The following is a 12,941-nucleotide window of genomic DNA, read 5'->3' as shown; positions in this document are numbered from 1 at the left end:
CCGCAGGCCAGGAGTCTGGGGGGCTTCTGCCGCCCAGACTCCTAGCCGAACAGCTCTTCCTTGCGGCGCATCCACCGGTAGCCATAGCCGCGCAGTTGCACCACCAGCGGCCGGCCCTTGGGGCGTGGGTACTCGACGTCGTCGAGGATGTCGACCAGGTCGTGCAGGTCGTCTTCCTCCACGGTGACCTCGACCTCGTGGTCGCTCAGGTTGGCCAGCATCAGCACCGACGAGCCGTTGTCGTACCGCAGCGCCAGCACGTGCTTGCAGTCGACACGCGCGGGCCGGCACGTGCCGAAGCCGATCTCCCGCAGACTCAGACGCATGCGCACCATCTCGCTCGTTCTCTTCAGCAGTGAATCGTCCCGCAGGGTGTGCGCATAGGCGTTGACCTCGCGGTAGCTGAACGGCCCGTCGTCGATCACCGGCGCAGGAAACCGCTGTGGGTCTCCCTGCGAATAGCCGGCATTCGGCCCGTCCGACCACTGCATCGGCGTGCGCACCGCCAGACGCTCGGGACGCGACAAGTCTTCACCCATGCCGATTTCCTCGCCGTAGCGCAGGATGGGCGTGCCGGGCAAAGAGAAGAGGATGGAATGCACCATCGCGATCCGGCGCTCGTCTCCGCCCAGCATCGGTGCCAGCCGGCGCCGGATGCCGCGGTGATAGGCGCGCATGTTCTCTTCCGGGGCGAAGGCTTGCATCACCTCCTCGCGCTCGTCCTCGGTCAATCGCTCGAGATCCAGCTCGTCATGGTTGCGCAGCCACAGCGCGTACTGCGCATGCTCGGGCGGTTGCGGCTGTTCCTCCAGCGCGCGTGTCAGGGGCTCGGCCTCGCTACGTGCCAACGCCAGGAACAAGTGGTTGTTGACCCAGAAGTCCAGCAGCAGCGTCATGCGGTCGCCCTCGCCGAAGTACTGGCTGTACACCTCGGGCTCCACATCGACCTCGCCGAGCAGCACGGCTTCAGGCCGCCGCATGGCGACGAACTCGCGCATGTCGTCGAGCAGCCAGTGGCCGTCCTCCCGCGGATCGGCCGCCTTGGCACGCTCGATCATGTAGGGCGCCGCATCGACGCGAAAGCCCGACACGCCCAACCGCAGCCAGAAGGCCATGATGCGGTACATCTCCTCGCGCACCTTGGGGTTGGCGTGGTTGAGGTCGGGTTCATGCCGGTAGAAGCAGTGCCGGTAATACTGCTGAGCCACCTCGTCCCACGTCCACACGCTGTCTTCCACGGTCGGAAAGATCGGCTTGACCTCGGTCTCGTGCGGCTCGTCAGCCCAGACGTAGTAATCGCGGTACGGCGAGTTGCGGTCGCGCCGCGCCTGCTGGAACCAGGGGTGCTGATCGGAGGTGTGCTGCACCACCAGCTCGACCAGCACGTGGATGCCGAGTTCCTCCGCCTTTTCGAGCAGTCCCACCATGTCGGCGAAGTCGCCGAAGCGGGGGTCGATCGCGAGGTGGTCCGAGACGTCGTAGCCTCCGTCCTTGAACGGCGAGGTGTAGATCGGCATCAACCAGATGCAGGTGGCGCCCAGGCTGCGCACGTAGTCCAGTCGTTCGGTGATGCCGCGCAGGTCACCCCAGCCGTCACCGTCGGCATCGCGGAACAGCGAGGGGTCGACCTGATAAATCACGGCGTTGCGGTACCACAGAGGACGCATGCGGCTACTCCTTCCCGGGTTCGAGCACCAGCGCTCGTTCGGCGCCGACGCAGCCGTCGAATGTCACGCCTTCGCCGACGCCGTCGGACGACAGCGCGGTACGCCAGGCGCCATCGACGGCCACCTTTTGCAGGTGGTCGGCAAAGTTGACGAGCACCACGCGGGCATCGACACCGTGCTCGCGCCGGTAGGCCAGCACGGTGGGCGGTGCGTCGAGCTGATGCCACCCGCCCCAGCGCAGCGCCGCGCTGCCGCGACGCATCGCCAGCAGCCGGCGGTACAGGTGCAGCATCGAGTCGGGGTCGTCCCACTGGCGCTGCGCGCACAACGCCGAGGCCTCCGGAGGGAACGGCAGCCAGGGCGGCTTGCCGCGCCAGCCATGCGGAAACTCCGGCTGCCAAGGCAGCGGCGCACGGCTGCCGTCGCGGCCGCCGGGATCGACGCGGGTGTCGGGCGTGATGACCGCGTCTTCCAGCCCCAGTTCCTCGCCCTGGTACAGGAACGGCGTGCCGCGCAGCGTCAGCAGCATCACCGCCGCGGCACGCGACCGCTGCAACGAGCCGCCGTAGCGCGTGCGATGCCGCTCGTTGTCGTGATTGGACAGCACCCAGGTCGGCCACGCCTGCGCCGGCAGCAGCAGTTGCTCCACTTCGGCAATACAGGTCCGGAACACGATCGGGTCCCACGGCGCGTCGAGCGGCGGGAAGTTGAACGACATGTGCAGTTCGTCGCTCGCCCCGTAGTACTGCACCACGCTGGCGGTCGAGCGGATGTTCACTTCACCGACCAGCACCCGCTGGCCCGGGTAGCCGTCGACCAGCCGGCGCAGCCCCCGCAGCACCTCGTGGCTGTAGGGCTGGTCGTTGAAATCGGCCAGCGGCTCACCCGCCAGGCAGCGCGGGTGGCCGGCAAACGTGGGGTCCTTGCCGGTGCAATGCGCCACGTCGATGCGAAAGCCGTCCACCCCGCGGTCCAACCAGAAGCGCAGCACGTCGTGCATCGCCTGGACCACCTCGGGGTTGCGCCAGTTGAGGTCGGGCTGCTGCGGCAGGAACAGGTGCAGGTAGTACTGCTGGCTGTGCTCGTCCCAGGTCCACGCGCTGCCGGCATTCAATGCGGCGCGCCAGTCGTTGGGCTCGTCGCGCCAGATGTACCAGTCGCGCTTGGGGTTGTCGCGCGAGGAACGTGACTCGACGAACCACGGATGCTGGTCGGACGTGTGGTTGGGTACGAAGTCGAGCAGCACGCGCAAGCCGCGTGCATGCGCTGCCTCGAGCAGCCGGTCGAAGTCGGCCAGCGAGCCGAACACCGGGTCCACGTCACGATAGTCGCTGATGTCGTAGCCGGCGTCGGCCATCGGTGACCGATAGATCGGCGACAGCCACAGTGCATCGACGCCCAGCCGCTGCAGATGGTCGAGCCGGTCGTGCAGGCCGGGCAGATCGCCGACGCCGTCGCCGTTCGCATCGGCGAACGAGCGCGGATAGACTTGATAGATGACCGCGCCCTGCCACCAGGGCAAGGCCGGCTCAGGAGGGGTCGCGGATGCCGGGGAAGCCATGCTTCCCCGTTTGGCAAACGGGATGCCGGGGGCTCAGGGTCTGCCGTGCAGCGCCGGCGGGGCCGCCGTGACCGCCGGCTCCTGCCGGCCCCATACCAGGTCGCGCAGCGACGACAGGGCCAAGGCCAGGAAGGCGATCGCGCAGGCGCGGTAGGTGATGCGAGCCCAGTGCTGTCCGACGCTGCGGAACACCCGGTCGACCAGCGCCGCGCAAATGAAGCACCACAGCACCGATGAGGTCATGAAGCCGGCGAAGAAGACGCCGTATTGGGTGGCCGATGGCTCGTGCACACCGACCGCCCCCATCGCGCTGCCCAGAGCGGCCCAGTAGGCGACGTTCTGTGGGTTGGTCACCGACAACACGACACCGGTGCGCAACGCACGGCGTTTGCCGGGCGCGCGGCCGTCCGGTTGCACCGTGAACTCCTGGTTGGCGGCGCGCCAGGCGTCCCATGCCAGCCACAGCAGGTAGACGACACCCGCGATACCGATCGGAGTGCGCAGCGCCGCGCTCTGCACCAGCAGGCCGACGCCCGCCAGTCCGAGCACGGCCCAAAGCGCGTCGCCGACCAGCGAGCCGACCTGCACCGCGAAGGCCGGACGAAAACCGCCGCGCACCCCCTGGCGCACCGTTTCGGCGAACACGGCACCCGGTGCGGCATTGAACACGAAGCCGAGAACGACGGCGGCGGTGAAGAGCGTGAGCATGGCGGCAAGAATGACGATGAAGCCTCGAACGATAGCATCTCCTGCTTGCCGCGCCGCCGCCGTGCGATGGGCGCACCCACTACACTGCGCCGTCGTTTTCGCCCTTGCCCATGCTCGAAGCCCTGCTCGTTTCCACCGGTGTGGTCGCCGCCAGCGAGATCGGCGACAAGACGCAGTTGCTCGCGCTGCTGCTCGCCGCCCGCTTCCGCAAGCCGCTGCCCATTGCCGCGGGCATCCTCGTCGCGACGCTGGCCAACCATGCCGGCGCCAGCGCCTTGGGCGCGCTGATCCAGAACCTGATCAGCGAGACCGTGCTGCGCTATGGGCTGGGACTGTCGTTCATCGCGGTCGCTGCCTGGACACTGATCCCCGACAAGGTGGACGAGTCGGCCACCACGCTCCGCGGGCACTGGGGCGTGTTCGGCATCACCACCATCGCCTTCTTCCTGGCCGAGATGGGCGACAAGACCCAGATCGCCACCGTGATGCTGGCCGCGAAGTACGACGCCATCCTGACGGTCACGGCCGGCACGACGCTGGGGATGATGCTCGCCAACGTGCCGGCTGTGTACCTGGGTGACAAGGCCGTGAGCTTCGTGCCGTTGCACTGGGTTCGGCGCGTGGCGGCCGCCCTCTTCTTCACGCTCGGCGTGCTGGTGCTGGCCGGAGTGGGCGCCCTGTAGAACGTGACGCCGGCCGGTCAGGCCGCGCTCGGCGCCAGCCGCACCGGCGCCTCGCGGATCGGCAGGTGTACCAGCGCCGCGCCGACCGCCAGCACGATGTCGGCGTACCACATCCAGTCATAGCTGCCGGTCCATTCGAAAGCCTTGCCGCCCAGCCAGGCGCCGAGGAAGCCGCCGACCTGGTGCGACAGCATCACGATGCCGAACAGCATGGCCATGTGCGCCGGTCCGAACAGCTTCGCCACCAGCCCGGCCGTTGGCGGCACGGTCGACAGATAGGTCAGGCCGATCACCGCGGCGAACACCAGCATCACCGCCTCGGTCTTGGGCGACAGCAGGAACACCAGCACCGCCACCGCCCGGGCCGCGTAGACCAGCGACAGCAGCGACTTCATCCGCCAGCGCCCCACGGCCCAGCCCATCGCGAAGCTGCCGACGATGTTGAACAGCCCGATCACCGCCAGCGACCAGGCCCCGACGGCGGGCGGCAACTGGCACGACGCCACCACGCCGGGCAGGTGTGTCCCAATGAACGCCACATGGAACCCGCAGACGAAAAAACCGGCGCACAACATGCGGTAGCTCGGGTCCGCCAGCGCGGTACGCAGCGCCTCGCGCGTACTTTGCGGCCGGTGAGTCGTACCCGTCACGGCGTGCACCGCGTGGCCGCGCAGTACCCAGGCGGCCGGCAGCACGAGCAGCGTGATGAAGGCCAGGCTCTGCAGTGCCGCCACCCAGCCGGCAGCAGCCGTCAACCCTTGCGCGATCGGTGCGAAGACGAACTGCCCGAACGAGCCGCCCGCATTCACGACACCGGTCGCGATGCCGCGTTTCTCGGCCGGCACCAGACGCATCGTGGCGGCCATCAGCACGGACGGCCCGGCCATCCCGGCGCCGCCGGCGGCGAGCACGCCGATTGCAAGCACGAGACCCCAGGTGGTCGTCATGAAGGGGATCAGCGCCGTGCCGAGCGCCACCAGCAGCATGCCGGTCAGCAGCACGCGCCCGGTGCCGATGCGGTCCGCGACCATGCCGGCGAAGGGCTGCGTCAACCCCCACCAGAGCTGGCCGAAGGCGAAGGCCAGGCTGATGCTGGCGATGCCCAGGCCGGTCGCGCTGTTCAGCGGGCTGATGAACAGCGCCATCGACTGACGGGCCCCCATCGTGACCGCAAAGATGCCGGCCGCCGCGAGCAGCACCCAGCCCACACCGACGTGCCGGCGGGCCGGCGGCGCAGAGTCACTCATCATCGTCTCCCGGATCGTCGGCATCGAGCCGTTGCAGGCATTCGTCGACCAGCGCATGCAGTTGCGAGACGCGTTCGCCGCCCAGCCGTTCATTGAGTGCGACTTGGGCCTGCTTCCAGGCGCGTTGTGCCTCGATGCGTTTCGCGAGGCCGGTTTCGGTCGCCACCACCAGACGGCTGCGGGCGTCCTCGCCCGGCCGCAACTCGACCCAGCCTTGGGCGACCAGCGGTTGCAGGTTGCGCGTGAGCGTCGACGCCTCGAGCTGCATGCGCGCGGCCAGGTCCGAAGGCCTGACCGGCCCAAGCAGCACCACGTGCGACAGCAGCGAGTACTGCGTCGTTTTCAATCCCGTGGCGCCGACGAACGCATCGTAGTGGCGGCTGACCCGGCGCGCGATCTGGCGCAGCTTGAGGTTGGTGCAGCCTCGCGGCGCTGCTGCGGGTGTCTGCAGTGGGGATTTTGCGGCCGGCTTCGACATGGCTTATATTGTAGCTACAATACTTGCATATACAATCATCAAGTGCCCTGCATACACCAGGAACATCGATGAGCACGACCGCACCGCATGACGTCCTTGCCGTATGGCAGCAACGCGAAGCCGAATTGCGCGCGCGCTTCGCGAAACCGGGCCTGAGCCGGCTCGATCAGCTGCAGGGCAAGACCGGGCTGGACATCTTTCAGGCCATGATGAATGGCGAGCTGCCGCCCCCGCCGATCACAGAGACGCTGGACTACCTGCTGGTCGAGGCCGAGCACGGCCGCGCGGTGTTCCAGGGCAAGCCGCTGTTCCGTCACTACAACCCGCTAGGGACGGTGCACGGTGGCTGGATCGCCACGCTGCTCGATTCGGCCGTCGCCTGCGCCGTGCACTCGACGCTGCCGGCGGGGAAAACCTACACCACGGTCGAGCTGAAGCTGAACTACGTGAAAGCCTTGACCGACAAGGTGCCACTGGTGCGCGCGATCGGGCAGGTGATCCATGTCGGCGGGCGCATGGGCACCGCCGACGGCCGCTTGGTCGGGCCCGATGGAACCCTGTACGCGCACGCTTCGACCACCTGCTTTATCCTCGAGCTTCCCGCTTCCACTCCCCCCCGATGATGCGACTTCTACACACCATGCTGCGCGTGGGCGACCTGCAGCGATCGATCGACTTCTACACCCGGGTGATGGGCATGCGGCTGCTGCGCACCACCGAGCGCCCCGAGCAGCAGTATTCGCTCGCCTTCGTCGGCTACGGTGCCAACCCCGAACATGCGGAGATCGAGCTGACCTACAACCACGGCGTCGACCGCTACGAGATGGGCTCGGCCTACGGCCACATCGCGATCGAGGTGCCCGATGCCTATGCCGCCTGCGACAAGATCCGTGCGAACGGCGGCCAGGTCACGCGCGAAGCCGGCCCGGTCAAGGGCGGCTCCACGGTGATCGCGTTCGTGACCGATCCGGACGGCTACAAGATCGAACTGATCGAGCGCAAGCCGGGCTGAACGGCCGGCTCAGCGACGCAATGCGGAGGCTTCCTGCGCGAGCCGCGTGATGCGCTTCCAGTCGCCGGCCTTCACTGCGTCGGCCGGCGTCAGCCAAGAGCCGCCGCACACCTTGACGTTCGGCAGCGCGAGGAATTGCGGTGCGGTCTCCGCAGTGATGCCGCCGGTGGGGCAGAAGGCCACGTCGGTGAACGGCCCGGCCAGTGCCTTCAGCAGCGGAATGCCGCCCACGGCCGTGGCCGGGAACAGCTTCAGGAAGTGATAGCCGTCGGCATTGGCGCGCATCACCTCGCTGGCGGTCGCGACACCTGGCAGCAACGGCAGGCCCACATCCTGGCAGGCACGGCCGACCTCCGGCGTGTAGCCCGGGCTGACCGCGAAGTGACAGCCGACGTCCTTTACCGCCTGGGCGTCGATCCCGTTGCGCACCGTGCCGGCACCGACGATCGCCTCGGGCACCGCCTTGGCGATCGCCTCCATGCACTGCAGCGCGACGGGCGTGCGCAGCGTCACCTCCAGCACCCGCACGCCGCCGGCCACCAGCGCTTCGGCCAGCGGCACGGCGTCTTCGACGCGGTCGATCACGATCACGGGAATCACGGGGCCATGGGTGGCGAGTTCGAGTGTGCTCATTGCAGGTTCATCTCTCGTTGGTGTTGCTTCACAGCCAGGTGCAGGCGCCCTCTTCGGCGGTCAGCACGTTGCGGCGCATGCCCGCGAACAGCTCGCGCCCGAGCTGGTAGGCATGCACCTCGGCGAGTTCGTCCGGCAGGGCTGCCACGTCGCGGCGCTCCCATTCGGCGGCGTCGACCAGCGCGTCCAGCGTGCCGCTCACTGCATCGAGTCGGATCACGTCGCCGGTGCGCACCTTGCCGAGCGGGCCGCCGGCCAGCACCTCGGGGCTGACATGGATGGCCGCGGGCACCTTGCCCGAGGCGCCACTCATGCGCCCATCGGTGACCAGCGCGACCCGGAAGCCTTTGCCCTGCAGCACGGCCAGCGGTGGCGTCAGCTTGTGCAGTTCGGGCATGCCGTTCGCGCGTGGACCCTGGAAGCGCACCACGGCGATGAAGTCGCGCTCGAGTTCACCGGCTGCGAAGGCGCGCTGCAAGGCATCCTGGCTGTCGAACACGATGGCCGGCGCTTCGACCACGTGACGGTCGTCCGGGACCGCCGACACCTTGATCACCGAGCGGCCCAGGTTGCCCTGCAGCAGCTTCAGCCCGCCGGTAGCGCTGAACGGCGCGCGCGCGGTGCGGACCACCGTTTCATCGCTGCTCTGCTTGGGCAGCTCGGCCCACGCCAGGTGCCCCTGCTGCAACGCCGGCACGCAGGTGTAGTCGCGCATGCCGCCGGCAGCAACGGTGGTGACGTCGGCATGCATGTAGCCGCCGTCGAGCAGTTCCCGGATCACGAAACCAGGACCGCCGGCCGACTGGAAGTGGTTCACGTCGGCCGCGCCGTTGGGGTAGACACGGCTCAACAGCGGCACCACACCGGAGAGGTCCGAGAAGTCGTTCCAGTCGATCAGGATGCCGGCGGCGCGCGCCACCGCGACCCAGTGGATCAGATGGTTGGTCGAGCCGCCGGTGGCCAGCAACGCGACCATCGCATTGACGATGACGCGCTCGTCGACCATGACGCCGATCGGGGTGTAGCGCCGGCCCTTCAGGTTGTTGAGCGCGGTGCGCACCGCTTCGCGCGTCAGCTCCTCGCGCAAGCCCTCGTGCGGGTGGATGAAGGCCGCACCGGGCACGTGCAGGCCCATCGCCTCCATCAGCATCTGGTTGCTGTTGGCGGTGCCGTAGAAGGTACAGGTGCCCGGCCCGTGGTAGGCCTGGGATTCCGCTTCGAGCAGCTTGTCGCGCCCGACCAGGCCTTGCGCGTATTGCTCGCGTACTTTGGCTTTCTCGCTGTTCGACAACCCGGTGCTCATCGGCCCAGCCGGCACGAACACGCACGGCAGGTGGCCGAAGTGCAAGGCGCCGATCAGCAGGCCGGGCACGATCTTGTCGCAGATGCCCAGCAGCAAGGCCGCGTCGAACACGTCGTGCGTCAGCGCGATCGCGGTGCCCATCGCGATGGTGTCGCGCGAGAACAGGCTCAGCTCCATGCCCGGCAGGCCCTGCGTGACACCGTCGCACATCGCCGGCACGCCGCCGGCCACTTGCGCATTGGCGCCATGGCGGCCTGCTTCGTCGCGGATCAGCGCGGGATAGTTTTCATACGGCTGGTGGGCCGACAGCATGTCGTTGTAAGCGGTGACGATGCCGATGTTCGGGGCGCGCTCGGCGACCACCTTGAATTTCATCGGGTCAGGCAGGGCCGCGTACGCGTGGGCGACATTCGCGCAGCCCATGCGGTCGGCGCCGCGGGGTCGGTTGGCGGCCTGCTCGACGCGCTGCAGGTAGGCGCGGCGGGTGGGCCCGCTGCGCTCGCGTATGCGCTCGGTGACTTCGGTGAGTACGGGGTTCATGTCGCGGGGTAGGTGGATGTAACTTGTTGGTCCATTATTAGGTAACTGAGTTACATCGTCAAATCAGCGCGGTGCCCGCCCGCCGGGTGTCGGGGTCATGCGAAACGCCGCGTTGCGATTCGGGTGGCGCTTGCCATGCAGCCGAAGAAGCCTTCATAGTGGCGGCTTGCTGTCTACGCGCCCACCCGTGTCCCAATCGCCCGAACTCCCGCTTGAATTCGAACCGCTCGCCGTGCGCGACCCCCGCCCGCTGCTCGAGCAGACGCTCGCAGGCTGGGACGCCACCCAGGATCTCTGGGTGTTCGGCTACGCGTCGCTGATCTGGAACCCCGACATCGAGCACGTTGAACGGCGTCTGGCCGACGTGCGCGGCTACCACCGTGCGCTGAAGATGTGGTCGCGCATCAACCGCGGCACGCCGCTGACGCCCGGCCTGGTGTTTGCACTGCTGTCGGGCGGCTCCTGCCGCGGCATGGTGTTCCGTGTGCCGCGCGAGCGTGCACTGCCGGAACTCGACAAGCTGTGGCGACGCGAGATGCCCACCGGCGTCTACGACCCGCGCTGGCTGCCTTGCCGCACATCACACGGCATCGTGCGCGCGCTGGCCTTCACGCTCAGCCGGCAGAGCCCCAATTTCACCGGCGAGCTGCCGCCGGCGCAGTTGATCGCCATACTGCGCAACGCGCGCGGGCGCTACGGCTCGACGCTCGACTACGTGCTGCGCACCGACGTCTGCCTGCATGAACACGGCATACGCGACCGTGCGATCGGCGAGCTGATCGCCGTGGCGCGCGAACACCAGCTGCTGGATCAGGAACCCGAGACCTGCTGAACGGCGGCCGGAGGCGCGTCGTGCGCCTGCCGCAAGCGATGCAGGTCGGCCTGAGTGTCCAGGTCCATCAACACCCCGGGGTCCTGCACCTCCACCGCCGCCGCCGGGTAACGTGCAACGATGCGGCGCGCCCCTTCGTCGCCGGTCAAGGTCGCCAGTTCGGAAAACAGCTCGCCCGAAAACGCCACGGGGTGCCCGCGCCGGCCGAAGTGCTGGGCATAGGCGACCGGGTGGTGCTGCAGCGCCGCCGCCACCGCGCGCAGCGTCGACGCCTTCACGAGCGGCATGTCGCCCGGCAGCACCAGCCAACCGGGCGCGTCGCCGCGTGCCCGCACCCCGGCGGCAATCGAGTAGCCCATGCCCAGTTGCGGGCTGCCCGGCCCGGCTTCCGGCACTTCGATCACGTCCTGAGCAGCGACCCAGCCGTGCGCGACCTCGCGCAGTGCGCGGGTGGTGACCACCACGGCGGGCAGGTGGCTCGCCACCACCTGTGCCAGGGTCGTCCCCAGCACGGTGGAGTGGCCAAACGATTGTGCGAGTTTGTGGCTCTGTCCTGCGAAGCGCGTGCCCGCGCCTGCTGCCAGGACGATCACCACCGGCACGGCTTTCATCCGGTGTTCCTGCTGATTCGGTTGCGACTTCATCGCGGCTTGCTCGCCCCTTTGCGGGAAGCCAGACCGCCGGACCTGCGAGCAGCCCCTGCCCCCGATGGAATCGCACTCCCCGCCCTGGTGGAAGTGGGATCTGCCCCTAAGGGCTTGCCCGGCCTGTCAGCACGCACAGTGGCAGGGAACTTGATTCCTATACTGCTGCACATGAGCAAGATTTCAGACCTGCGCAAAAGCTACGAACGCGCCGAACTCGACGAAACCGCTTCCCTCGGCGAACCGATGGGGCAATTCCGACTGTGGTTCGACGAAGCGCTGGCGGCGCAACTGCCGGAACCCAATGCAATGACACTGGCGACCGTCGGGCCCGGTGGTCGCCCGTCGACGCGTATCGTCCTCATCAAGGGCTGCGACGAACGCGGCATTGTCTGGTACACCAACTACGAGAGCCGCAAGGGGCGCGAGCTGGCCGGCAACCCGTATGCGGCGCTGCAGTTCCACTGGGTCGAGCTGGAGCGGGTCGTTCGCATCGAGGGCCGGGTCGAGAAGGTCAGCGAAGAAGAATCCGAGGCCTACTTCCGCTCGCGCCCGCTCGACTCGCGCATCGGTGCCTGGGCCTCGCCGCAGAGCCAGGTGATCAGCTCGCGTGCGGTGCTGGTGGCCAATGCAGCGAAATACGGCGCTCAGTTCGCGCTGAACCCCCCAAAGCCGCCGCACTGGGGCGGCTACCGCCTGGTGCCCGACCGGTGGGAATTCTGGCAAGGCCGCAAATCGCGGCTGCACGACCGGCTGTGCTATCGACTGCAGGATGGCCTCTGGGTGCGCGAGCGGCTGGCGCCCTGAGCTACTTCGACGGCACCCCGTCGACGATGCGATAGAAGATGCCGTACGGGTCGTTGTCGAGCACCGCAAGCTGCCCTTCGACGACCACCGGGTCGATGCTGTAGCGCACCGGCGTGCGCGTTTTCACCTCGACCAAGCCTTCAGGGCCGGCTGGCACGCAGAAGGCACAACTGGTGGGCACCGCCGACAGCAGGAAGTGCTTCTGCTTGTCGCCGGGTTCGAGCGGCATCATGAAGCCCTGGATCTTGACCGTGCGCTTGTTCAGCGCACGCACACCATCGGGGAACAGCGGCTTGACGCGATTGCGCTCCGTCTTGGTCTTGACCGAGGCGAGCAGCTTCCACGACACCAGGTCGTCGCGCTCCTTCAAGGGCGCAATCGGGCTTTGCGGGCTGTGAAAGCCCGGTCCGGTCCCCAGCGGCGCGACCGGCTGGGATTCCAGCGGCGGACTCAACGGCTGCGCCTGCAGTGCCGGCGACAGCACCGCGCAAAAGATCCAGAGCAGCATCTGCTTCATCGTCGATACCTCGGCGCGGCAAGCGCTCCGTTCATCCATTGATCAATGCTCGTGCCGCATGCCGCAGTACTTGCCGATCGCCAAGCCCTTGCACGTGGCCTGCAATTCCTTCTGGCAGTCGTTTTCGGACTTGCCGGACTCCAGGCAGCGCGCTGCAGCTTCGTGCGCAGCCGCCATCGCACGGTGGCGCTGGACGTCCTTCTTCGCGTGTTCCGACAGCTTCGCGGCACCGCTGGTCTGCGCCGAGACCGGTGCCGACAGCAAGGCCAGCGAAGACAGACACAGCGCAAGGGCTCGTTTCATGAGTGG

At 67.9% G+C, this 12,941-nt stretch carries 15 protein-coding genes; 5 read left to right on the top strand and 10 right to left on the bottom strand.

Annotation, left to right across the window (positions count from 1 at the left end):
- Positions 1 to 41: 41 nt before the first annotated feature.
- The 3 genes from M8A51_RS09060 to M8A51_RS09050 are packed head-to-tail and all read right to left on the bottom strand — an operon-like array spanning position 42 to position 3,936.
- Positions 42 to 1,667, bottom strand: a complete 1,626-nt coding sequence (locus tag M8A51_RS09060; protein ID WP_251777882.1) for an alpha-amylase family protein — start codon at positions 1,665 to 1,667, stop codon at positions 42 to 44.
- 4 nt (positions 1,668 to 1,671) lie between these two features.
- A complete protein-coding gene (locus tag M8A51_RS09055) occupies positions 1,672 to 3,228 on the bottom strand; it encodes an alpha-amylase family glycosyl hydrolase (protein WP_251777881.1) in 1,557 nt (518 codons plus the stop codon).
- A gap of 33 nt (positions 3,229 to 3,261) precedes the next feature.
- Positions 3,262 to 3,936 carry a LysE family transporter gene (locus M8A51_RS09050; RefSeq protein WP_251777880.1) on the bottom strand — a complete coding sequence of 225 codons (675 nt, stop codon included), beginning with the start codon at positions 3,934 to 3,936 and terminating at the stop codon, positions 3,262 to 3,264.
- 110 nt (positions 3,937 to 4,046) lie between these two features.
- Between M8A51_RS09050 and M8A51_RS09045 the strand changes: the two genes are divergently transcribed.
- Entirely contained in the window at positions 4,047 to 4,619 is a 573-nt protein-coding gene (locus M8A51_RS09045; protein ID WP_251777879.1) for a TMEM165/GDT1 family protein, read from the top strand.
- Positions 4,620 to 4,636: 17 nt separating this feature from the next.
- Here M8A51_RS09045 and M8A51_RS09040 read toward each other — a convergent pair whose 3' ends face one another.
- A complete protein-coding gene (locus M8A51_RS09040) occupies positions 4,637 to 5,866 on the bottom strand; it encodes an MFS transporter (RefSeq protein ID WP_251777878.1) in 1,230 nt (409 codons plus the stop codon).
- Positions 5,859 to 6,344, bottom strand: a complete 486-nt coding sequence (locus M8A51_RS09035; protein WP_251777877.1) for a MarR family winged helix-turn-helix transcriptional regulator — start codon at positions 6,342 to 6,344, stop codon at positions 5,859 to 5,861. The genes M8A51_RS09040 and M8A51_RS09035 overlap by 8 nt, the downstream gene beginning before the upstream one ends.
- Before the next feature lie 68 nt (positions 6,345 to 6,412).
- Here M8A51_RS09035 and M8A51_RS09030 point away from each other — a divergent pair, with 68 nt between their 5' ends.
- Positions 6,413 to 6,967, top strand: coding sequence for a PaaI family thioesterase (locus M8A51_RS09030; protein WP_251777876.1), 555 nt, complete (start codon positions 6,413 to 6,415; stop codon positions 6,965 to 6,967).
- Positions 6,967 to 7,356 carry a lactoylglutathione lyase gene (gloA, locus tag M8A51_RS09025; protein WP_251777979.1) on the top strand — a complete coding sequence of 130 codons (390 nt, stop codon included), beginning with the start codon at positions 6,967 to 6,969 and terminating at the stop codon, positions 7,354 to 7,356. The genes M8A51_RS09030 and gloA overlap by 1 nt, the downstream gene beginning before the upstream one ends.
- 9 nt (positions 7,357 to 7,365) lie before the next feature.
- Here gloA and M8A51_RS09020 read toward each other — a convergent pair whose 3' ends face one another.
- Together M8A51_RS09020 and edd are read right to left on the bottom strand one after the other, a co-directional pair.
- Entirely contained in the window at positions 7,366 to 7,989 is a 624-nt protein-coding gene (locus M8A51_RS09020; protein ID WP_251777875.1) for a bifunctional 4-hydroxy-2-oxoglutarate aldolase/2-dehydro-3-deoxy-phosphogluconate aldolase, read from the bottom strand.
- A 28-nt stretch (positions 7,990 to 8,017) separates the two neighbouring features.
- Positions 8,018 to 9,832: a phosphogluconate dehydratase gene (gene edd, locus M8A51_RS09015; protein WP_251777874.1), complete on the bottom strand. Its 1,815-nt coding sequence runs from the start codon at positions 9,830 to 9,832 to the stop codon at positions 8,018 to 8,020.
- A 187-nt stretch (positions 9,833 to 10,019) separates the two neighbouring features.
- Here edd and M8A51_RS09010 point away from each other — a divergent pair, with 187 nt between their 5' ends.
- Positions 10,020 to 10,664, top strand: a complete 645-nt coding sequence (locus M8A51_RS09010; protein WP_251777873.1) for a gamma-glutamylcyclotransferase — start codon at positions 10,020 to 10,022, stop codon at positions 10,662 to 10,664.
- Here M8A51_RS09010 and M8A51_RS09005 read toward each other — a convergent pair.
- Positions 10,643 to 11,308 (bottom strand): nucleotidyltransferase family protein, encoded by a 666-nt coding sequence (locus M8A51_RS09005; protein ID WP_251777872.1) that lies wholly within the window; start codon positions 11,306 to 11,308, stop codon positions 10,643 to 10,645. The genes M8A51_RS09010 and M8A51_RS09005 overlap by 22 nt on opposite strands.
- Before the next feature lie 171 nt (positions 11,309 to 11,479).
- Between M8A51_RS09005 and pdxH the strand changes: the two genes are divergently transcribed.
- Positions 11,480 to 12,115 (top strand): pyridoxamine 5'-phosphate oxidase, encoded by a 636-nt coding sequence (gene pdxH / locus M8A51_RS09000; RefSeq protein WP_251777871.1) that lies wholly within the window; start codon positions 11,480 to 11,482, stop codon positions 12,113 to 12,115.
- A gap of 1 nt (position 12,116) precedes the next feature.
- Here pdxH and M8A51_RS08995 read toward each other — a convergent pair whose 3' ends face one another.
- Positions 12,117 to 12,632 carry a DUF3299 domain-containing protein gene (locus tag M8A51_RS08995; protein WP_251777870.1) on the bottom strand — a complete coding sequence of 172 codons (516 nt, stop codon included), beginning with the start codon at positions 12,630 to 12,632 and terminating at the stop codon, positions 12,117 to 12,119.
- Between the two features lie 42 nt (positions 12,633 to 12,674).
- Positions 12,675 to 12,935 (bottom strand): hypothetical protein, encoded by a 261-nt coding sequence (locus M8A51_RS08990; protein WP_251777869.1) that lies wholly within the window; start codon positions 12,933 to 12,935, stop codon positions 12,675 to 12,677.
- Positions 12,936 to 12,941: the final 6 nt, after the last annotated feature.

This window comes from Caldimonas mangrovi, assembly GCF_023721835.1.
Taxonomy (GTDB): domain Bacteria; phylum Pseudomonadota; class Gammaproteobacteria; order Burkholderiales; family Burkholderiaceae_C; genus Caldimonas; species Caldimonas mangrovi.
The sequence above is the reverse complement of the archived record's forward strand: the minus strand, read 5'-3'. Positions and strand labels throughout refer to the sequence as shown.